The organism is Geitlerinema sp. PCC 9228 (assembly GCF_001870905.1).
Taxonomy (GTDB): domain Bacteria; phylum Cyanobacteriota; class Cyanobacteriia; order Cyanobacteriales; family PCC-9228; genus PCC-9228.
Window position 1 is genome coordinate 1 of record NZ_LNDC01000132.1, and the last position, 23456, is coordinate 23456.

At 47.5% G+C, this 23456-nt stretch carries 13 protein-coding genes; 6 read left to right on the forward strand and 7 right to left on the reverse strand.

The window, feature by feature from the left end:
* The first annotated feature begins 139 nt into the window (after positions 1-139).
* Positions 140-1315 carry a glycosyltransferase family 4 protein gene (locus AS151_RS13900; protein ID WP_071517660.1) on the forward strand — a complete coding sequence of 392 codons (1176 nt, stop codon included), beginning with the start codon at positions 140-142 and terminating at the stop codon, positions 1313-1315.
* On the opposite strand, the gene AS151_RS13905 is transcribed toward AS151_RS13900, so the two are convergent.
* Positions 1297-3228: a hypothetical protein gene (locus tag AS151_RS13905; protein WP_071517661.1), complete on the reverse strand. Its 1932-nt coding sequence runs from the start codon at positions 3226-3228 to the stop codon at positions 1297-1299. The two genes, AS151_RS13900 and AS151_RS13905, sit on opposite strands and share 19 nt — an antisense overlap.
* Positions 3229-3434: 206 nt before the next feature.
* The gene (locus AS151_RS13910) at positions 3435-4601 is read right to left on the reverse strand and encodes a glycosyltransferase family 4 protein (protein WP_071517662.1); all 1167 of its coding nucleotides are present in this window, start codon (positions 4599-4601) and stop codon (positions 3435-3437) included.
* Between the two features lie 94 nt (positions 4602-4695).
* Between AS151_RS13910 and AS151_RS13915 the strand changes: the two genes are divergently transcribed.
* The 3 genes from AS151_RS13915 to AS151_RS13925 all read left to right on the forward strand — a co-directional run bounded on the left by AS151_RS13915 (position 4696) and on the right by AS151_RS13925 (position 8068).
* Positions 4696-5076, forward strand: a complete 381-nt coding sequence (locus AS151_RS13915) for a nuclear transport factor 2 family protein (RefSeq protein WP_071517663.1) — start codon at positions 4696-4698, stop codon at positions 5074-5076.
* Positions 5077-6266: 1190 nt separating this feature from the next.
* Positions 6267-7142, forward strand: coding sequence for a LysR family transcriptional regulator (locus AS151_RS13920; protein ID WP_211517605.1), 876 nt, complete (start codon positions 6267-6269; stop codon positions 7140-7142).
* Between the two features lie 398 nt (positions 7143-7540).
* Entirely contained in the window at positions 7541-8068 is a 528-nt protein-coding gene (locus AS151_RS13925; RefSeq protein ID WP_071517664.1) for a CAP domain-containing protein, read from the forward strand.
* 19 nt (positions 8069-8087) lie between these two features.
* Here AS151_RS13925 and AS151_RS13930 read toward each other — a convergent pair whose 3' ends face one another.
* From AS151_RS13930 to AS151_RS13950, 5 genes are all read right to left on the reverse strand, one after another.
* Complete coding sequence (locus AS151_RS13930) at positions 8088-8516, reverse strand: hypothetical protein (RefSeq protein ID WP_139240666.1); 429 nt, start codon at positions 8514-8516, stop codon at positions 8088-8090.
* A 108-nt stretch (positions 8517-8624) separates the two neighbouring features.
* Positions 8625-9626 (reverse strand): sucrase ferredoxin, encoded by a 1002-nt coding sequence (locus tag AS151_RS13935; protein WP_071517666.1) that lies wholly within the window; start codon positions 9624-9626, stop codon positions 8625-8627.
* Positions 9623-10978 carry an MFS transporter gene (locus tag AS151_RS13940; protein ID WP_071517667.1) on the reverse strand — a complete coding sequence of 452 codons (1356 nt, stop codon included), beginning with the start codon at positions 10976-10978 and terminating at the stop codon, positions 9623-9625. Before AS151_RS13940 ends, AS151_RS13935 begins: the two co-directional genes overlap by 4 nt.
* The gene (locus tag AS151_RS13945; RefSeq protein ID WP_170861407.1) at positions 10975-12057 is read right to left on the reverse strand and encodes an iron-siderophore ABC transporter substrate-binding protein; all 1083 of its coding nucleotides are present in this window, start codon (positions 12055-12057) and stop codon (positions 10975-10977) included. Before AS151_RS13945 ends, AS151_RS13940 begins: the two co-directional genes overlap by 4 nt.
* A 92-nt stretch (positions 12058-12149) precedes the next feature.
* Positions 12150-14747, reverse strand: coding sequence for a TonB-dependent receptor (locus AS151_RS13950; RefSeq protein WP_084639598.1), 2598 nt, complete (start codon positions 14745-14747; stop codon positions 12150-12152).
* A gap of 675 nt (positions 14748-15422) precedes the next feature.
* Between AS151_RS13950 and AS151_RS13955 the strand changes: the two genes are divergently transcribed.
* Both AS151_RS13955 and AS151_RS13960 read left to right on the forward strand, forming a co-directional pair.
* Positions 15423-20024, forward strand: coding sequence for a TauD/TfdA family dioxygenase (locus AS151_RS13955; protein ID WP_071517668.1), 4602 nt, complete (start codon positions 15423-15425; stop codon positions 20022-20024).
* Between the two features lie 84 nt (positions 20025-20108).
* A complete protein-coding gene (locus AS151_RS13960; protein ID WP_071517669.1) occupies positions 20109-23336 on the forward strand; it encodes a non-ribosomal peptide synthetase in 3228 nt (1075 codons plus the stop codon).
* Positions 23337-23456: the final 120 nt, after the last annotated feature.

Consider the following 23456-nt stretch of genomic DNA (forward strand, 5'->3'; position numbering starts at 1 on the left):
TCAAATTTAAGCCAATATTCCCATTATGTAGAATATACTAGCAAGGCTGCCAGGGAAAGTCAATACATTCCCAGCAAAAAATTTCACGATTGATAGCAATAAAAAATCGTTGTTGAGAAAATAGCGATCGCCTATAAGAATGTCACCTTTGCAACTTGCCTATATTTCTTTCGATATTGTTCCCGATCGCAAAGGGTCTGCTACCCACATTCAAGCCTTTGCCGAAACCTTGGGAAATACCTTGGGTACTTTACAATTGGTTACAGTATCGCCAACCGAAAAAACCATTCCTCCCCAAGAAATTGGCAACAATATTATCCAAACGCAACTCCCTGCAGTTGGCGAACATCTCATCCAGCGAGTTCAATATTTTCGGAGTATGTTGGGGAAATGGTGGCAGGGAAAATATTTCGATATCGTACAATTTCGTTCTATCTATGAAGGATTTCCCATTGCTTGCCACAAAGAAAACCTATGTCGCTATCTAATTTTTGAAGTAAACGGTTTGCCATCGATTGAGTTAAAATATCGCTATCCGAAAGTGGCAAGCGATCGCGAACTTTTGTACAAACTTCACCGCCAGGAACAAATTTGCCTAGAAGCCGCCGATGGGATTGTCACTCCCAGCCAAGTTACCAAAAATTACTTGCAAAGCCGCCATATTCCTCCAGAAAAAATCCGCGTTATTCCCAATGGCGTAGATTTGGAAACTTTTTCCTACACTTCTCCACCGCCAGCAACCCATACCTTGCGGCTGTTGTATTTTGGAACCCTAGCAGGTTGGCAAGGGGTGAAAGTGGCTGTAGATGCGATCGCTTTAGCAAAAGCAGAAATTCCGGTTTCGTTGCAAATTATTGGCAAATATCGTTCCCGACAGTTGCGAGACTTGCAAAAACGCATCCGCAAACGTAAAATCCAAGAATCGGTCAGTATCTTGCCTTCGGTATCGCAATCGGAATTGGTGGCATGGCTGCATGAAGTGGATGCGACGATGGTTCCTTTAACAGCTTGCGATCGCAATATTACCCAAGGATGCTGTCCTTTAAAAATTTTAGAAGCAATGGCAGCGGGAACGCCAGTGATTGCCAGCAATTTGGCAGTGGTTCGGGAGTTGGGAAGCCACGAGGAAGAATTTCTGTTGGTCAAACCGGGTTCGGCAAAAGATATCAAAGAGGCGATGTTGCGGCTGTATGGGGAAACGGGTTTGCGGGAACGTTTGGCAAGCAATGCCAGAAAGCGGGTAGAAGATACATATACCTGGCAACAGGCAGGAGAGAAACTCGTTGAAGTTTACCGTCAGGTATTGTCTGTATAATTTTGGCGATACATTTTCGCGAAATAGTTTCGCAAATACTCGTGAAGGAAACGATAGCCACCGCCAACTCTTTGCAACAATAGGCGATCGCTAACATATTCCAAAAATTTAGCATAGTTCCAGGGAATATATCCATTCCACCACAAAATCAAGCGTAGAACAAAATGCTGAAAAGTAGGACCACCACTGTGAACGATACCAATCGTTGCCATTATAACGATACTAGTTATTCCTATAGACAGAAGACTTAAATATTGTACTTGTCTTGAATAGTCTTGTAGTTGTATCAAATATAAACCTGTGTAAAACAAAATAGCAAGAGGAAACGCAAGAGAAATCAGTATTGAAAAATTATCAATAAACCTTTGCAAAACTGGATTTTTAAGTTTTTTGGGATCCAGAACTTTACGACTTTTGGAATCAGTATTGGTAGAAATAGCAATTCCCCAAAATAAAGCAAAACTTCCTAAAAGAATTCCCACCCCCATTCCCAAAAATATTCCAACCAGGAAAACCAGAGCAACTCCTCCTATCAAAAATTGCCAAAACCTTTTATTTTGTCTTGGTAAAAACCATAGTCGATCGGATATTGTGATTTTCAACATTTCTCTATAATATTCTAGTCCTTGCTTGAAAGCTAAAGCTAATCCAACTGCAAATAAAACTCCGAGAACTAATATACATAAAATGGTATTTACAAGAACAAACAAAATAAGAATATCGGTGTTATTAAACAGGAAAAATGATATAAAGAAAGGCAAAACAAAAGGTGAAATAATAAAAACAAACCCTATAAAATAAACACTGTATAAATATAGAAATTTTTGTTTATTGTTTTCCAGCCAATAAGGTTGCAATTTATCAATTGAAATTTCCATTTCGTTTTCTTTTTCTAACTTATCAGCTAACCATCCCAGCCAATAAATTATTTTCGCTTTTGATGGTCGTTCGTTTCCTGTAAAATCAATCATGACAAACTTATCTATGTAGATGGAAAACAAATAATCAATTCGTTCTGTTGTTGAAGAAAGTTGCTGCCAGTATTGAAAATTGATTTTAGAGCTAGTTGCGATCGCGACATTTAAAAATAGAGGAATTCTTGCCAATCCCAATTCATTTGGGGTTTCACGCATAAAACTTCCATCGTTTTGAATAGTATTCCACAAAGGTTGGCATTCATTTTGCTGTAGGTAGTTTTGGATCTGCTGTTCGGAAAGAGGTTGTATTTTCACACAACCATTTAAATTCAAAAATGGTTGATAATAATCGTATTCATGATTTGTGAGGCAGACCACAAAAGGAGATTGCCATACAGAGGGTTGCGAAGTTTCCTGAAAAACATTTGGTTTGCGAAAATCTTGTTGTTGTTCTCTCCTTAGGATTGGTAGTTGTAGTTTCTCCAGTAGCGGAATAATAGCACCAGAATTTAACCACAATTTGCATATATCTCGACGCAGACCGTATTTCTGCTTAATTTGTTCAACAATACAATCTTGTAGGGGTTTTTGTTTGTATATCTCTACTGATACACTGAGCAAAACGGGAATAGCAGTTTTAGGATTAATTTGTGCTCGTTCTATAAGTTTTTTAGCAAGTTTGAGGAGTTCCGTGGTTTTCCCCGAACCCAATCTGCCAACAATGGCAAATCTGCCACAAATGTCATTGCGGTTGAAGATATCGAGAAGAGTTGTTTCTGGCTGCAACTCGACTGGCTGGTTGCCAAATCTCAGTTTCAAGTTCCAGTGAAGCTGAATTTCGGAGGGATTACGTTTGCTGCCAAAAAGATAACGATTGGCAGGATTGATGTTGGCAATTTGATTGTGCAAACACTGTTGCAGTCGTGTTTCTATTTCATCACGAACGATATTTAAAAATTGTTGCTGGATGCGATCGCGTTGAAATGGCATTTTCATATCTTTACCAGCGTTGATAGTATTTGGTTCGATGTGTTACCATCGGACCTAAGTTGGCATCCATGCTACCAAATTTGGTAAGGTATCCCCCCTAAATTGAACTTTTCCAATTTCTGAAAGTCAACGTTCCCAGAGTTTTGACCAAACTATGACAATTTGTAAAGATGCGTGTGGAGAGAAAGTCTGGAAAAATTTGATTTTCGATTTCAAGCAATCCCCAATCGCTGCAAAACTTCCTGCAAACGCTGTTTTTCCGCTGCTATAGAAAATTCTTGGCGAATGCGATCGCAAGCTGCCTGAGAAATAGCCTGCCGGGTGGTTGCGTCTAATTCCAAAAATTCCCATATAGCCGTTGCCAAATGATGTAGCTGCCAGCGGGGAAGCAAAAATCCATCCTTGCCGTGTTCGATAATTTCAGGAATGCCACCGGCATCGCTGGCAATGCAACAGCAACCGCAAGCCATAGCTTCCAACAAGGCATTTGGCATCCCTTCCCACAAAGACGGCTGTAGGTACACATCGCATATTTGCAAATATTTTGCAATTGTAGCTGGGTCTTCTAAATGACCGGTGATAATAATGCGATTTCCCGCATCTGGATATTGGGAAGCAAATTTTTGGATGTTGGTTTCTTCGTCCGGTCGTATGTCTCCTATAATGAACAAGCAAGCGGGTCGGTATTGACGCAGGTAGTGCAAGGCATTGAGTAAGAATTTGGACCCTTTTTTCTCCCGCAGTTCCCCGGAAAATCCCAAAACTACTTCATTTTCGGCGATATTGAGTTGGGTTCGCAGGGAGTTTATCCCTGTGCGATCGCTGGCTGGGGTAAAAATTTTCTCGTCAACGGCGTTTTTTAACAGGAAAATCTCTTGGTCGCTAACAATCTTTTCAATTTTTTTGCGTAAATCCTCGCTAACTGCCGTAATAACATCGGCGTTTTTCAGGGTCCACTGCAACCTGGAAAAATCACCGGGAGGAAATAACGTCCGTTCTAAATCGTTGCCTCGAACGCTGACCGTACAGGGAATTTGCTGGTTTTGTCCCAACCACACGGCTAAAAATCCACCGGGAAATAAATAATGTCCCCAAACGGCATCGTAAGGTTTTTGCTCTTGCAACCAAGCGATCGCGTTGAGGGTATGCGGCATGGTGGTATCCCAGTGGCGATGGCGACCCACCCGGTAGACCTGAATGTCGTGGTTGTCACTGTAGCGATCGCTAGCCACTTCTCCCGCTTCCAGCGATTGCGTCCAGGTTAACACATCAACGGTGATTCCCATCTCTGCCAATTCGCCAACCAGGCGTTGGGAACTGCGGGAAACCCCGCCGATATCGGGGGGAAAGCGATCGCTGATGAAAAGCAAGCGAGACATGGCAATTAAACAGACACAGTTGGTGATATAAAAACATTATAATAACTATTGTCATACCTATGGGTATTTTCCGAGAGATTTTGCTATTTTTTTTATGACTGCAACTGAAATTCGCAATTGCATCCAACAAGCCGCACAAGCTTGCCAGCAAAAAGATGCTACGACCTTTGCTTCTCTATTTGCCAGCAATGCGGAACTGATTATTTCCAACCAACGTATTGTCGGCAAAGAGCAAATTGCCGCCATTACTGCCAACTATTTGGCTAACTGCGAAAATATTCAAATTGACATCAAAAATATAATTGTAGAAGAAAACCGTGCGGTTGTCGAGTGGATTTGGCGCGATCGCAAGGGGGATAGTGGCAAAGAAAATTGTGCCGCCAATGCCATTTCTCTCACTTTTGTAGATGGAAAAATTGCTCGCTGGCGGGAATATACAGCGCCTCCTTTGGAAACAGAGCCATCAAACGAGTAATTTCTTTTTTTCGTAAAAATACAATGGTTCGCAGACACCAACCTGTTCCTCAAACATCGCCTTGGCGATCGCTGAAAGGCAGATTTTTTGTTGGCTTTTCCTGATACAAAGCCACAGTTTGTTATTGCTTGATGGGAAACTCGAACAGTAGAACCAGCATCTTGATAGTTGGTCGTTGGATTGGCGGCTGGCTTCTCATTTGAGAACGTCTAGGGGTCTGGCAGAAAGATTGGCTTCGTTCTTGGCTTCGTTCCAGGAAAAAAAAATTCCGGTTTTGTTCAAGTTATATTGCAATTGCTGCCTGCCCCTTCTAAATTTTAGTAAAATAGAACTAGCCGTTGTTTTTTATGCTGCCAAATCGAAGCACAACACTTCGCAAGTATCCATTTTCCCTCGCCAGGCTAACGCTTCCTGCGTTTCTATATCGAAAACAGCCGCACCATCACCGCCTACTAGGGATTCTCCATTTCATTGTACGCCACCGCAAGCAACCTGTATCCCAACCACCCTTGCTGGGTTCCTTTGTAGGTCACCGTTCAATTGACTGGCATACAGCTTGCATAGGTCACCGAACCATAACAATCGTCGGGAGAACCAATCAAACACCAGTGATTTTGCTTTTCGGATTCGTTGAAATTTTTTGTTCGTAGCCGGGAGTTCCTCCTAGCTTTTCCGGAAAAATCCCAATTGGCAAAAAATGTACGGGTTGGCTTTGAGAATGGTTGAATTCACTGTCAGTCATTCTACGACCAGCGGACATTCGCTTTAGTCCGATGGAACGAGAACCGATCCATTTTCCCTACTATCTTCATATTCTAAACTCCATCGAGTACATAAGAAATAATCTCCATGTTTCGATGTCCGTGGGTGGCAAATCCTTTACCTGGTAAAAGTTTATCTTCGTTGATAACACGCTAACGAACCAACCCCATGTGCTTGGGGTCGTAGTCATTTCCAAAGGAAGACGTGTAGCGGCTATCCCACCCATCCAATTTGATAGCACTGCGATCGCATTCTCGACGGATAGTTAACATAATACCCTCTAAAAGATAAGATTAGCAAGTTGGATTTTTCTTTGATGACGAACTGAAGAGAAAAAAATAACAATACTCGATTTTTTTTACAGTTTGTTTCTCAAAAATCAACAATCGTACAAACGTGAAATTAAGATGGACAAATTCGCTGGTATTTTGGCTTTTACACAGGTCGTAAACTTTGGTGGTTTTGCTGCTGCAGCGAGAGAAATGGGATGTTCGCGGTCGGCAGTAAACAAATTGGTCAACCATCTAGAGAAGGAACTGGGAGTACAGCTATTGTATCGGACAACGCGGCAGGTTTCTCCCACAGAAATCGGCATGGCTTTTTACGAACGCTGCACAGCTATTCTTGCCGATTTGGAGGCTGCAGAAGCTGCTACCTCGCAACGACAAACGGAACTTCGAGGCAATTTGCGGGTGAATGCACCTGTTTCCTTTGGTACGCTACACTTATCCCAAGCGATCGCGGAGTTTATCGAACAACATCCACAATTACACGTAGAACTAACCCTCAACGATCGGTTTGTGGATCCTATCGAAGAAGGTTTCGATGTAACTATACGCATTTCGCAGCCTCCAGAATCGCCAGATATGGTTGCCAATCCCCTGACCACGGTTCCCCGGTATCTGTGTGCCTCTGGTGCTTATTTAGAAAAATATGGAATTCCCACCCATCCCCAAGACTTACGCCACCATACTTGTTTTCATTACGGTTATTTGGCAACAGGTAACCCATGGAAACTCACTGGCGAAGACGGAGAACATACAATTTGCATCCAGGGAAATTTATATTCCAACAACGGTGAAGTGTTGCGGGATGCGGCGATTGCCGGATTGGGAATTGTTATGTTGCCGGAATTTATTGTTGGCAAAGCGTTGCAGCAAGGGAGTTTGCAAAGGATTTTACCAAACTATCAAGTACCGGACATTTCGATTTGGATATTGCATCCTATCAGCCGGCACTTATCTACGAAAGTACGGGTATTTACCGAATTTTTGCAAGCCAAATTTCGCGATCGCTCGTGGTAAAATGAACGAATCGTAGGGAAGTGCAGAAAATCAAGGACACTGGGAGAGTTGCTTGAACTGGCTTCTCTTTTCACTATCCCCAATTTTTGTACTAAGCGTGAAAATTTTTCTGTATGCCGTGCAGGGAACTTGAATGGTTTGCCAAATTCTTGACACTTGAAAATCGGAGTGCTACCATCTTGCCATTCTATAAAAATTCCCCCGAAGACTCGACATTGAGGTTCTAGATATAAGTGGCTGGTGTTGTCTGTTGCAAAACCTATGCCAAAAAATAATAGGTTCCATCACCCTTGACATAGAAGACGGGGAAGAGACGAGGGGATTTCTCGGGTTTTTGCAGTGCGGATTTTGTATAAAATATAAAATAGAACCAACACCGTCGAGTCAAGTTATTCCTAATGCTACCAATTTCCAAACTCGTTCTAGCAACGGCTGGTTTCGTTGCCATTACCCTACCCACTCTACCATTGCTATCCGCCCCCAGGCAAATCGATACGCAAGCCCAAAATACAATCCTGCAAACCCACAATCAATACCGAGAAGAAGTTGGCGTATCTCCTCTGGAATGGTCGCAAGAACTGGCAGCCAGCGCCAAAAAATGGGCAGAACATCTCGCCGAAATTGATACCATGGAACACAGCGAAAGCAACGGCGAATATGGAGAAAATATTTGGTCGGGAACCAAAGGCTATTTTTCCTGGGAAGATATGGTCGATGCTTGGGGAGAAGAAAAACAATATTTTATCCCCAATCGTGCCATTCCCAACGCTTGCGAAGGTAGCTGGCAAAAATGCGGTCATTACACGCAGTTGATTTGGCAGGATACTCAAGAAGTAGGTTGCGGTTTGGCGAGTAACGACCAACGGGAATTTTTGGTTTGCCAGTACAATCCCCCCGGCAATTTTCAAGGGGAACAACCTTACTGAAAAGATCGTTAAAAAACCATTAAAAACCGCTGCCGCCTAAGTTATTCCCACCACCGTAACTACGTTTGCTCCATGTACCAGTATTGTTTTTGCGGCGACGCAGGCGGGCGCGTTTTTCATCGATATTGTGGAAAATCCAAGCTCCTCCGTATGCCAGAACAATGATAAATCCTATAATAGCATTGGCTGAGGGTCTTTTTGATATTTCTGGATTTGCCGCCTGGGAAGGTTGGGATGGAGAAGGTTGGGGTGAGGTTTGCGGCTGCGGTGGCGGATATTGAGCGATGGGAGAATTGCCACCAGACAAATCTGCGGTTTCGGAGTTGGCTGCCTCGTTGCTGCTAGGTTGTTCGCCAACGCCGCTTTTGGCTGGCAAAACGGTCAGCGATAGGGAAAGCAAAAAGAGGAAGCTATAACGGCTCCAACGTAAAACTTTAGGATGTAGCATAGCGAAAAAATATCTACCAGACACCATGAGAAGTTCGATCCTCTGCAAGTTTAGCGCATCCAGCAAAATATCTCCAAAATTCCTATAGTTAGGTTTCCCCAAATGGCTTTATTTTTTTACTAGATGGCAAACGCGATACTGTTTGAGATGGGTGGTTTGTTCGTCGCCAGACTCTCCCATGGTATCCACTGTATGGCTAACTTCTACTCTGGCTGTATATTGTCCGGAAATATTTTGTTGGGAGTCAGTAAAATCTAGTTGAATATCTGCCCACTCGCGATTTTCTCGGTCTATATCTAGGATTTTTCCCTTTTTTTGATAATTCAACCACGCCCAATCTTCTTGCATCCATATTTCACGTTCGGCAATTTGTTCGATTTGCGTTAGTCCAGCCCAACCGCGATAAAACGATCGCAAGGTCTCTACATCCCCCTGCTGCCAGACCAGAGTATCCAACATGCCTGGTTCCAAATGTCCCCAATAGCGCCCTTCTGGTAGGTCGATGAGGGTAGGGGCAAAGCGATGGCCGCCAAAGTGAGAGCATTGCCAAACGCGGAGGTTGCCTGGGGAGGCGGGTGCGTATTCGGAACGCAATTGTTTGTAAATGGGATAGCCAAAGCGAGAACAAGCCACATCTACATTGCCGTGAGTACAAACTAGCAAATCGCGAATGTGGTTGGTCTCCTGACGAAATTTTTGGAAGGCAGCTAGCTGTTGTTGGTTGTTGTTTAATAAAGCGATCGCTAAATCGCTAACTTGTTCTTTCGGTAAAATATATTCTTGTTTTTCAAAGCGAGCAAACAATAGACCCGGACGGCGATAGTGTATCAAACGCATCCAGCCTTGAGGAATATTTTGGGAGTATTCGCGATCGCTGGCAATGGCAAACGGTCGCATTTTCAAACCATCCCGTTCCATGCGCTGTTTGGCAACCGCCAGCATGGGTTGCAAGGCCGGAATTTCCCGCCAAAACTCCTCAATCCAAGGTGGTGGCGTTTCCAAAACAAACCATTGGTCGTAATTCCCCGCCGAACCAATGGGGTCTTCGCCGTTGGCTTTCGAGACCACCGAACAAAAATGAGCTTCACCAGACTGGGTCAATGGATTCATGGTTCGTTTCCTGTTACTTTTTCTACCGTTTTTGGTTGCCAAAACTCGACATTCCGTAAGGGTTTCCAAGTATATCCTGCCAACCCAATTAAGACCAAACCTATGGAGGAAATGGTATAAAGCAGCGCCATGCCAGCACCGGACCCCACGCCAAAAATACCGCCAAACACGCCAGCTAGCCAACCTCCCGGCATCATCGCCGGTTCCAAAAAGCGATCGGCAATAAATCCTGCCAGCAATTTTCCAAATGGCGGAATTGCGCCTACAAGCAAAAACCCAATGGAAAAAACCCTGCCTTGGAAATTGGGGTCTACTTGAGCAAATAAAATGCTTTGTCGGGTACTGTGAATCGTAGGAAAATGCACAGAAGATAAAAATTGTGCGGGCACCCAAACCATAGGCGATCGCCCCAAACCAAACACAATCTTACTCAAACCTGCCCCAACCATACCCAATAGGAAGCCATGAATTTTCCGTTTGGGACCGCCCCAAACCCCAACCAACACCGACCCCAAAATGCCACCGATACCAGCGGCTGCTGCCACCGTTCCCAAAACCTGGGCATCGCCGCCAGAACGGGCTAAAATCATGGGTGAGTACAGACCCTTACCAATATCGTGGATAAGTTGGAACAAAGCCATTGCCCCTAGCAAAGCCAACAAACTCGGATTGGCAAATACGTAACGGAAACCCAGAATAATGTGATGCCAGAAATTGGTTTTAGAAGCTTTATGCTTGGATTCTTGAGGGGTTCCCCTGGGAGAGGGAATGGTCGCAGCCACCACCGTCGCCACGGCAAAAGCAAACGTTCCCAAATCGGCGGCAAAAATACCAGCCAACCCCACCGGTTCGTAAAGACTGCCTGCCAGTGCCGGTGCTAAAATCACAGAACCGTAGTGCAATACCGAACTCATGCCGCCAGCGCGCGTATACTGCCCTTCGGGAACCAACTGGGAAATAGAGGCGGTATAGGCTAGCTGTTGCAACTGCGAAAATGTACCGTTGACAGCTCCCGCAAAAAAGAAATGCCAAACTTGCAAGCTGCCCATCAGATAAAGTAGCAACAGGGTAACCACAGACAAAGCAGCGATCGTATCCCCCAATAAAATGAGGGTTTTGCGATGCCAGCGATCGACCAATCCCCCGGCTAAGGGAGATACGAGGACGCGCGGCATTTGGGTAAATAAAGCCACCAGCGCCAATGCCGTTGCTTGTTGCGTTTGTTCCCACACCCAAATGGAAATGGCAAAATGACTCATGTGGCTGCCAATGGCAGAAACCAGCTGACCGCTCCAGACAATATAAAAAGAACGGGTATGGTTGGGACTTGTCTTGGGCTGACGTTGGCTCATTCTACCAAATATTGAAACAGGTCATCGATAACAGCGTTGGCAGCAATCGGTCCTCTGCCAATCCAGTAACCGGGGACTTCGTAGACTTTGCCTGCTTGCACGGCATCCAATTGCGACCACAAGCGATCGGATTGCAATTTTTGCAAAGCACTTTCGGCTTCGTCGCCCAGCGTCCACACAAAAATAACGTCCCCATCAGCAGCATCGAGGTTTTCTCGGGATACTTCCGACCAAAGGCGGTCTTTGTTTTGAGCGGTAGGGCGAGATAACCCAGCATCTTCGAGAATGCGACCGATAAAGGAGTCTTTTTGATACAGACGCACGCGATCGGGAAAAATCCGCACTACAGAAATTTCTAATTTATCTGCTTTTCCGCCCAATTGTTCCCGCAAATTCGCCAAGCGATCGCGGTAGTCTTGCAACAGTTGGTCGGCGGCTTCTGGCTTGCCTAAGGTTTTGCCCACCAGTTGTAGTTTATCTTTCCAATTGGAAGAACCACTTTTGCCCAACAAAACCGTTGGTGCGACCTGAGATAGCAAATCGTAGACCGGTTCTACATTTTTGCCCCCTACAATCAAATCGGGTTTGACAGCGGTAATCTGTTCGATGCTTTGCTGGGTGGGAGAAAGCTTGGTTACGTCTTTACCTTGCAAGCGATCGCGCAAATGAACCGGAAACTCGCCCGTATTTTCATTGTACAAAGCAGCCACCGGCGTCACTCCCAACGCCAAAACGCTATCGAGAGCAATATTGTCCAAAGCCACTACTCGCTCTGGTGACTGAGGAACTTGGGTTTTACCAGCGACATGTTGGATCGTGCGCGTGGGTTGGGTGGTTTCCGTTTGGGAGGATTGCTGGGCATTTTGAGAACTGCCACCATTTGTGGTGAGTGAAGTCGAACCGCAACCGCTGAGGTAAAGAGAAATAGCGATTAGCAACCCACTAACTAGCCAACTTGGGAATTTATACCAAATCCAAACCGCAATTTTCTTGTAGGGGCAACCCCCCGTGGTTGCCCGGTTTACCGTTGCTATGGTAGGGGCAGGCACAGGGGCACTGCCTATGGTAGGGGCAGGCACAGGGGCACTGCCCCTACAGTTTCGTGGTCTATATACCTCGGATGACCTATTATGCATCAGCCATGTCCTTTCTTCGTTTCTTGCTTCATATCTCACCATTGGACGCTGTATTCCAAACTCAACGTGCGACCCAACGCCGCCGAATTGCGACTGTTTTCCGACTGCAACTGCGAATCCACCGGGAAATATTGATTGTCCAATAGATTCTGAATGCCAAGTTGGAGGGTTCCCGGTCCCACATCCACCTCGCTAATGTAATCTAACGTAATGTAACCATCAATATCGCGATCGTCTACACCATCGTCAAACGCTCTATCGCGACCGCCAACCACCAACAGTTGCAAGCGATTGCGCCAGCTAGGCAACGTTTGATTATCCACGTAAGCCGTGATTTTCCACGGTTGAATTTCCCGCGTACTCAACGCCACAAATCCTTCATCGGTGTTTTCGGGATTGCTCTCTCCTTCCACCCAGGTGACGCTGGTTCCTAACTGCCAATCTTGGGAAGGCTGGTAATCCAGACTAACTTCCAAACCATAGGTACGAGTGGGAGAACGTTCCAATTCCAAAAATGGTCCTTCATCGCTTTCGCGAACGTTTTCTCCCAAATCGGAATACGTAAAGAACCCAGCCAACGAAAACTGTACTTGGTCCCAATTGCCTCGTAAGCCCAATTCGTAGTTATCCACCACCACAGGTTCAGTAACATCCACAAACTCGCTCACGCTACCGGCACCTCGCGGCGGGAAGCGCAAAACACGACCAAAATCCGGTGCCGAAAACCCTTGAGCAAAGTTCGCAAACAAACTTAGTTCTTCGGTCAGGTCGTAGACAGCCCCCACGTTAAACACCACATCGTCGAAAGCAATGTCGCCACCTTCCACATTTTCCACAGCATTGCCCGCTCTGGTTAAAGCAATATCGCCGAGAACGTTGTAGCTGTCGGCAAATACCTCAAATCGCTCGAAACGTACGCCACCGCTTAACGAGAGCTTTTGCGTGGCATCCCACTGCAACTGTCCAAACAAGCCCAAGGTATTCAAATCGTAAGATGGCGCAAAAAATTCTTCGTCTACCTTATCAAATTCGGTACCACCGCTCTCGTCAAAGGTAGCGGCATTGAAAATTTCGATGGGATTGTCTACAGATTCTTCTACGTAATCTGCCCCCCAAAATAAGTTGGCGTCTTCAAATATAGGAGTTTCCACTTCCAAACGGATGCCTAGCTTCTCGGAATCAATTTCCGTACGGGAAACTGACTGAAAAATCGTATCGCGCTTGTCTTCGGGGATAGTACGGGTGAGCGATTCTTGGAAGAAACCTTGCAAGCTAAATTGACTGCCCAGCAAATCGTCGTGGCTGTACTTGAGATTGATGACCGTCTCTTCACGACCGGGAAGTTCGTCAATGTCCAAATCTCCCGTATCCAAAGCCCTAGCGGTTTCCCGTTCTGGGGTTTCGTTGACGCTGGGGTCGGGTAGGGTGGGTACGTCTTGCTTGTCGTCGAAGTAATTGGCTGAAATTTGCAGCCGCTGGTCTTCGGTAATATCCACACCTACTTTGCCGAATAGGTTGAGGGTTTCTAGATTGTCCAATCCTTGGGAACGACCAATGGGAATTAAGTCGTTGCCGGCATCAAAGGCATTCCCCGTCCCTTCAAAAGAGGCTGTGAATGCATAGTCTACAGAACCTAGATCGCCAGAAAGGCTTTGGCTAATCCCGCCACCAAAACTTTCGGATAGGTCGGATAGAGATAGGCGAGGTCCTAGGGAAATGCTGGTGCTACCTGTTATGCGTTCTCGAGCAGCTTCGCGGGTGATAATGTTAATCACACCACCGGTGGCATCGGAACCAAAAACGGCTGTTGGTCCGCGAACCACTTCAATGCGTTCGATAGCCGACGGATCGATGCTTCGCAATCCTTGGAAGTCGCGGCGGTTGCTGTTGAGGGGAACACCATCGACGGAAATAAAAGGCTGGCGACCCCGTAGGGATTGGGTACGTGTAGAAGCACTTTGGGTGGGTGGTCCCAAACCAGGTACTGTTCTCCCCAGCAAGTCCGGTAAGTTTGTGGAAAGTCCGGATTGCTCTTCAATTTCTTCTCGGGTAATGACTGTGGTGGAACGAGCTACGTCTTCCTCTCTTTCTTCCGTTCGCGTGGGTGTGACGATCAGCCGGATCGGTTCTCCGGGTTCTGGTTGGGTTTCCGGTTGGGTGGGGAGTTCTTCTGGTTGGGTAGGTGTTTCCGGTTGGGGTTCGCTTTCCCTGCCTTCTTGAGCAACCGGCGTACCGCTATCAACGGCGAGGGTGAGACGTTCTTGTTGTTCTGTCAGTTGCACGTTGGGAACTTGCTGGGTGCCCTTCACCAGAATGCGAATGCTGTTTTGATTTTGTTGGATGACTTCAATCGCCGCAATGTTGGCTGTGGGGTTTTGGCGGCGAAAGCCTTCTGAGGAGTCGCTTTGCAGGCGGGTGTTGAGAATGTCGATGGCGATGGTATTGCCAAATTTGGTTTGAAAGGCGCGTACTTCACCTAGGGGGGAAGTTTCTAGAACAATTTCCACGCCCTGTTCGGTTTCGTTTAAACGCACGCCAGTGACGGATATGGTTTCCGCAACCGCATTCGGCGCTGCGAGAAAAATTGTCATGCCGGCGCAAAACCAAGCGATGGAACCGTTGTATTTGTTCACTTCTTAGTAAACTCTCCTTATCGACAGTATGCGACTGAGGACCAACAATATTTGGATGAAGAAAAACAGGGGTTGGTCCGAAAATTCTATGGAAAATTGGTTTCAATAACGACCAGCAAAAATGCAACGATTTTCAATTAGCTGGACGGATGATGGCTTTACAATTGTTGCTAATTAGTACCATTATCAAAAAACGGAAGTCAACCCATTTTGTAAAGTTTTTTACGAGGTTTTGACGAAAAGTCCTATATGACAAGGATTAAGGCGGTTCGTTTGCTGCCCGAACGCACGCTCGACTTCAGTTTGGCTGCGATCGCTAACGATTTTTCTGTCTGTCAATTGAAAATTTTTACCAATACTCTTGCAAATATATTTCGATAGATATACAATACCTGCAGTTACCATCAAAGCTACCTAAGTTGGATCCTAAATGAGGATTTGGATCCAATTTGGGCCTGTTGGCTTGGTCGTGCGAAACAGGAACGTCAAAACACAAGTGCGATCGCCTTTTTCAGTTTTTTGTCTCGATCTCAAGCATCAGCCCCCTAGGAAACCATCGAACCCATGAACGGTAAGTACAGCAACAATCCATGCCATTTTTCGCTATCGACACCGCGCCCCACGGGGAATCTCAGGGCAATGCCAGCTCGGAGTCTTACTACTTGGGTCGATCTAATGCAATATAGGGCACAAAAGCATCCCCACCGCCTGGCGTATATCTTTCTTGAGGATGGAGAAACCGAAACCGAACGGTGGACTTACGCAGAGCTAAACCAACGCGCCCAAGCGATCGCAGCCCATTTACAAAAGGTTGCTCCCATGGGAGCGAGGGCTTTGCTGTTGCACCCGCAAGGGATTGAATACATTGCTGCCTTTTTGGGATGTTTGTATGCCGGTATTATTGCTGTTGGCGCTTATCCGCCGCGACGCAACCAACATCTATCGCGATTAAAAGCGATCGCCAACAATTCCAATGCCAGTCTTGCCCTGACTGTAGCGACCCAACAAGCAGACTTGCAAGCCAGATGCGCACAAGAACCAGAATTTCCCTCCTTGCATTGGCTGGCTACCGATACCATCGCCACAACCCAAGCCAGTCAATGGCAGGCACCACTGACATTGAGCGAAGCCGAACCCCCCATCCGTAAAGATACGCCGGCGTTTCTGCAATATACTTCGGGTTCTACAGGAACCCCGAAAGGTGTCATGGTCACCCACGAAAACCTACTGGATAACGAACGTATTATCCAACAAGCCTTCCAAAGCTCCGAAAGTACTCGTGTTGTGAGTTGGTTGCCTCTGTTCCACGATATGGGGTTGGTGGGAAGTGCCTTACAAAGCCTATACATAGGCGGACAGTGCATTTTGTTTTCGCCAGTCGCTTTTCTGCAAAAGCCGGTACGCTGGTTGCAAGCCATCCATCGCTACCGCGCTACTGCCAGTGGGGCACCCAACTTTGCCTACGACTTGTGCGTGCGCCAAATTTCTCCCCAGCAAACGAGAGCGTTAGATCTGAGCTGTTGGGAACTAGCTTTCAACGGAGCCGAACCCATCCGCGCCCAAACCTTACAAAAGTTTGCCGAGACCTTTGCCAAATGCCATTTTCGCAAGTCCGCTTTTTACTGTTGCTACGGCATGGCGGAAACAACGCTGCTGGTATCTGGAGCAGAGAAAGAAAGTTTACCCGTTGTTCGGCAGGTAGACCAGCGTTCCCTGCAAGCCAACTGCGTTCGACCTCCCGAAAGTTCCGAAAGTGCCAAAGAGGTGGTCAGCTCTGGAAAACCCCGCTTGGATGGCCAAGTAGCGATTGTCGATCCTGTTTCTCACACGCAATGTGCTGCCGATGGCGTTGGCGAAATTTGGGTAGCTGGCAGCAGCGTGGCGCAAGGATATTGGCAGCGACCCACCGAAACCGAAGAAACGTTCCGTGCCTTTCTAGCGGATACGGGAGAAGGACCTTTTCTGCGCACTGGAGACTTGGGATTTATACAAGACGGCGAACTCTTCGTAGTCGGTCGCTTGAAAGATACCATCGTCATTCGCGGTCTCAATTACTATCCCCAAGATATTGAGCTGACCGTGGAACCAAGCCATCCGGCGCTGCGAGATGGTTGTGGGGCAGCTGTTTGTGTGGATATAGAAGGCGAATCCCAACTGGTTATCGTACAGGAAGTGGAAAGGCGGTTTCTGCGGAACTTACCCGTAACGGAGATTGTACGGGCGATTTGTCGTGCGGTGGCTGCGGAACACGAGCTGCAAGTCTATGCGATCGCGTTACTCAAAACAGCCAGCCTGCCCAAAACCTCCAGCGGCAAAATCCAGCGCCGTGCTGCCCGGGAAGGATTTCTCGCGCAAAGCTTATCGGAAGTAGCGCGTTGGTATCGTTCCCAAGGGTTCGGCGATGCCAACTCGGAAGATACGCAAGCCGATTTGTACATACGCCGTCACATAAGCGAAGTTTTGGGCGTGCCACTGTCAGAATTGCAAAACGGACAGCAAGGGCTTTTGGAACTGGGGCTTGACTCGGTCAGTTCGGTAGAGTTGCGCAACAGCCTGCAAACCAGCTTTCAAGTAACACTACCCGCTACTCTAACCCTGGAATATCCCACCATTGACGATTTAATTGCTTACCTCAAACAGCAAATCGAAAAGGACAGCCCATCGCAACGCTCTGCGTCGAGCGAGGTCGAAACGCCTGCCAATACCTCTATGACACAACTGCCAGAAGCCATTGCCAATCTTTCCAGTAGCGAAAAGCGATCGCTGCTCAAAAGATTGCTCCAAAAACAGATCGATGAAAACCGAACCTTTCCCCTTTCTTTTCCGCAACAGCGATTGTGGTTTCTCCACCAACTGGAACCGGACAACCACGCTTATAATATTCCGGTTGCGGCTCGCTTGCATGGGAATCTCGATGCCGTTGCCTTAGAAAAAGCCCTCCAGGAAATCCTGCGAAGGCACGAAGTTCTGCGTACCCGATTTGACACCAACGAACGGGGAGAACCGGTACAAATTATCGAACCAGAAGCCTCCCTGTCGCTTCCCGTTATTGACCTGCGCCAACAGCAAGCACCAGAAAGTCTTATCGAGGAATACACCACCAAAGAGGCGCAGCAACCTTTTGACTTGCAGCAAGCGCCCTTGGTGCGTGCCAAGTTGTTACGAGTGAGCGATACCGAACATGTGGTTTTGCTTACCTTACATCATATTGTCGCCGATGGCTGGTCCATGGGCATCTTGGTACGGGAAATGGCTGCCCTGTACGAATCATTTTCCCAGCAAACCACACCTTCTTTGCCAGAACTTCCCATTCAGTATGTCGATTACGCCGTTTGGCAGCGACAACACCTGCAAGGGGAAGCTTTGGAATCGTTGCTTGCCTACTGGCGGCAGCATCTCGGGGGCAATCCGCCGACCTTGCAGCTACCCAGCGATCGCAATCCCCAACAAGTATCCTCAGAACAACAGCAAGGGGCGACCCTGCCCATGTCCGTAAGCGCGGACCTCTTGTCTCAATTGGAAAAAGTGGCTGCTAGTGAAGGTGTCACCTTATTTATGTCCTTGCTAGCTGCTTTCAAAACCCTGCTTTATTGTTACTCGGGGCAGGAAGATATCTTGGTAGGCACCGATGTAGCCAATCGCCAGCGCGCTGAAACTGAGGACTTAATTGGATTTTTCGTTAACTTGGTGCCTTTGCGAACCGATATGTCCGGGCAACCCAGCTTTCGGACCTTGCTGCAAAGAATACGCCAAGTGGCATTGGGGGCTTACGCACACCAGGAATTGCCCTTTGAAAAACTGGTGGAGGAATTGCAGCCGGAACGCCAAGCCGGGGAAACGCCCCTAGTGCGATCGCTGTTTGTCCTACAAAACACGCCAATGCCAGAGTTTCAAACCTCACAATCTTCGGGCAACGCCGGGCAAGGTTTAACCATGAGTTCGGTGGAAGTCAACGACCAAACCTCTAAATTCGACCTCAGTCTTTTTGTGGGGAAAAAACAAGGGAACTTGGTGGGCAATTGGCGATATCGCACCGATTTATTTTCCCAAAATCGAATAGAGCAATTGTCCCAAAATTTTGTGGCTTTGCTAGAGAAAATTGTTACCCATCCCGACACACGATTGCATCAGTTCGCTAGGTCAATTCAACCCAATCAAATGTCTGCTTCTTCTTTTCCATCCAAAAAATCAAAAACCAAACAGAAAAAACCACGTTTGTCCCGAGGCAAATTCCAAAAAATCCAACCCCAAGCGATCGCGTCTCGCGGCGAAGATTTGGTCCAAGCCAGTTACCTTCCCCACTTGCAGGAAAGGGCTTTTCCCTTGGTTTTGCAACCCAATTTTGCCGAAGTCGATTTAGCAGAATGGGCGCAGCAAAATCGCTCTTATTTAGAACAAGAACTGTTCCAACACGGTGCCATTCTCTTTCGTAACTTTCATACTCAATCCGTAGAAAAATTTGAAAAGGTAGCCAGTGCCATTTGCCCCCATTTATTTGGCGATTATGGCGATTTGCCCAGACAGGATATTAGCGATCGCGTTTACGGTTCTACCCCCTATCCCGCCGATCGTTCGATTCTGTTTCACAACGAAAGTTCGCACATGCATTGCTGGCCGCGCAAAATCTTTTTCTGCTGCTTGCAACCCGCTTCCCAAGGAGGCGCTACGCCCATTGTTGATTGCCGCCGAATTTATCAAAAAATAGACCCGCAAATCCGGGAAAAATTCGAACAAAAAGGCTTAATGTACGCGCGCAATTACCGTCAGGATATGGATGTTAGCTGGCAAGAATTTTTCCACACCGACGACCCTTCCCAAGTAGAAGAATATTGTCACCGCGCTGGCATTGAATTTAAGTGGAAAGAAGACAATTGTTTGTTTACGCAGCAACAAGGACCGGGGGTCATCCAACATCCAGAAACTGGCGAGAAAAGTTTCTTCAATCAAGTGCAGTTGCACCATATTGCCTGTTTGGAATCGGAAACGCGGGATTCTTTACTTTCCCTGTTCGATCTTCCCAATTTGCCGCGCCATGTTTTTTACGGCGATGGAACGGCAATAGCCGACGAAGATGTGGCTGCCATTCGGGATTTGTACGAACAAGAAGCCTGCCGTTTCCAGTGGCAAGCTGGCGATATTTTAATGCTAGATAATATGCTAGCTGCCCACGGACGCGATCCCTATGCTGGAGAACGCAAAATTGTCGTTGCTATGGGCGATATGACCTACAAGCAAGATGTTTGCCCGGCTGCTGCCAATGGCGTTGTTCAAAAATAACGAACGGATATTCTTTTTCCCAAGGGGTTTGGGAAATAACGACTTTTGGACAAAATTGATGATTCCTACAAGAGAGACGTAACTATGCTAGCCGAAGAAACCATTCAAGGATATGCCCTGTCGCCACAACAAAAACGTCTTTGGGATTGGCAACAGCAACAAAATACAAATTTCCGGGCCAAATGCCTGGTTTCCATCAGCGGAAATCTCGATCGCGATCGCCTTTATGCCAGTATCCAATCTCTTTGCGATCGCCACGAAATCCTCCGTAGCACATTTCAGCGCCATGTCGGGATGCAATATCCCTTACAGGTGGTTTCCGAACACGCCACGTTTGACTGGGAAGTACGGGATTTACAGGAATTGAATCCCGAGCAGCAACAGGCTCAAATCGAGCAAATTGCCAACGCCCCAGCTAGCCCCAGGGAAAATCCCTTACAGGTATGGTTGTTGCCCACCGCACCAGAGAAATCTTTCCTTTTGCTCAGCTTACCAGCACTCTGTGCCGATCGCACAACCTTCAATATTTTGCTTGCCGAACTGAGCGATTTGTATGCTACTGGCGGCGAAAATATTCTGCCAGAATCAGAAATCGTTCAATACAGTCAAGTTTCTCAATGGCAATACGAAGTCCTTTCCGAGTTTAAAGCAGAAACAGGCGAGGAATTCTGGCAGCCCAGCAATCTGGAACGGTATAGTACACCGGAGATTCCCACTTGTACTGAGCCTGGCGCTGAGCTGAGTCGAAGCGTGCGTCAAAAAAGTCAGGAAAGCTGCGATCGCTACTCCCTTCACTTAGAACCGGAATTGCTAGAAAAGTTAGAACAGGCAGCCCAAAACTATGACAATTCCCTAGAGGATTGGCTGTTTGCTGCTTGGCAAACACTTTTGTGGCGCGTCGGCGGTTCCGGAGAGCGCTCCCTGCTTACTGTTTACGGCAGCGACGGCCGACCTTACGAGGACTTAGATAACACAGCGGGATTGCTAGCCAAATGGCTACCGGTTCCCATTACCCTCGATGGTAGCTGGCCGTTTTCCCAAGTGCTGGAATATGTTGGAGATGCCCAAGAACAGGTACTGGGTTGGCAAGATTATATCGTTGCTGGTGCTACGCCTCTAGCCAGCCCCAATTCTTTGCCAGTTGGTTTTGAGTTTCTAGAACAGCCTTCTTTTTCTGCTTGCAACCTCACATTTGACATCCAACGCATCGAAACCACCAGCGATCGCTTCCAGCTTTGTCTATCCTGCCATCGCCATGCCGAGGGTCTGGATTTCGTTTTCCATTACAATGCGACTACCTACGCCGAAGCCACCATTGCCCGTCTGAGCCGTCATTGGCGAACCCTGCTAGAAAGCACGGTAGAAGCGCCAGATCGAAACATCGACCGACTATCCCTGCTCGACGATCGCGATCGCGAACAACTGCTTGTCGAATTCAACCAAACTCAACGAGACTTTCCCACAAATAAATGCTTGCACGAGCTTTTTGAAGAGCAAGTAGAACGCTGTCGCGATCGCATAGCCCTGCAATTCGAGCAAGAACAACTTACCTATGCAGAACTGAACCAACGCGCCAACCAACTAGCCCACCACCTGCAGCAAGAATTTGGGGTGGGACCGGACACCCTGGTTGCCATTGGTTTGGAACGTTCCGCCCACAGCATTGTGGCCCTACTGGGCATTCTCAAAGCTGGCGGTGCCTACGTACCCGTGGACCCGGGCATGCCCCAACAACGCCGACAACGAATGCTGGCGGAAGCCAACCCAGTTGCGATCGTAACCCAGCAATCCTTGCAAAACCTATGGGAAGAACAAGAAAGTCCCATCATTTGTATCGACACCAAATACACCAATAGCACGGAGGAGTCTCTCCCCAATCCCACCCACCGCACAACCAGCGATTCCCTTGCCTACGTTATCTTCACTTCGGGGTCCAGCGGTCAACCTAAAGGCGTAGCTGTGGAACACCGGCAAGTTCTCAATTATGTATATGGCATCAGCGATCGCCTGTCGCTGCCCGATAGGGCGACCTACGCCACGGTTTCCACCCTAGCTGCCGATTTGGGCAATACAGCTGTTTTCCCTGCCCTGTGTGGCGGTGGCTGCTTGCACGTTTTGTCGGGCGATCGCTTAGCCGATCCGCAAGCTTTTGCCGAGTATTGCACCTCCCACAGGATTGACTGCCTGAAAATGACCCCTTCCCACCTGGCGGCGTTGGTTGCCGATGAAGATAGTGCCCAATTTCCCCGCTGCCGCCATCTCATTCTTGGTGGCGAATCCCTAGGTTGGGAACTTATCCGAAAGATTCGACATCTAGCCCCCGATTGTCAAATTTGGAATCACTACGGTCCCACAGAAACCACCATTGGTGTTCTCACTTATAAAGTAGAAGCAGAACTCACAACACCCACCGTGCCCTTGGGTCGTCCCCTGCCCAACGTGGAAACTTACTTGCTGGATAAATACATGCAGCCAGTACCTCTGGGGATTCCCGGAGAACTCTACATCGGCGGCGCTAGTGTTGCCCGGGGGTATCTCCACCAACCAGAACTAACCCAACAGCGATTTGCGAATCATCCTTTCCGTTCTGAGGGAAGACTGTACAAAACCGGCGATATGGCTCGCTATCTGGAAGGCGGCAACCTAGAATTTTTGGGACGCAACGACCATCAAGTAAAAATTCGCGGTTTTCGGATCGAACTGGCAGAAGTGGAAGCCGTTGTGTCCCAACATCCCCAGGTGCGGGAAGTTGCCGTTACGACCCATCAAAGCGATGGTGCCTCTGGCACCGGTTCTTCGGACCATGGCGGCGAGACGGAACTGGCTGCCTACATTGCCCTCAAAGAGCAACAAGCAGATACCGTACGGCAGGTACGGAAATTTGTCCGGGAGCGATTGCCGGGGTACATGGTTCCCACCACCTTTTCTACCCTGAACGCCCTACCGCGAACGCCCAGCGGCAAAATTGACCGTCAATCCCTACCCGAACCAACACCAGAAACGGAAGAAACCAGTTCGATGGCACCGCGTACCCAGGTGGAAACCCAATTGGTAGAGATTTGGCAAGAGATTTTGCAAACCGACAATATCGGCATTCAAGCGAACTTTTTCGATTTGGGGGGGCATTCCTTGCTTGCCACTCAAGTAATATCGCGGGTACGAAATGCTTTTGGGGTGGATGTTCCCCTGCGATCGCTGTTTGAATCGCCAACGATTGCCGATTTAGCGGTTTTGGTGGAACAAGCGCTTGCCGAACAAGTGGACGAAACAGAACTATCGCAATGGCTGGCGGAAATTGAAGCGGATTCGTAGTGATACCAAATCCTGCTTAGACTGAAGAACCCCCTGTAGTCCCCCTTAGTAAGGGGGACGGTTCAGGTTACGTTTGTGATTTAGCAATATCAGATTTGGTATGAGATTCTCCGAAACGTT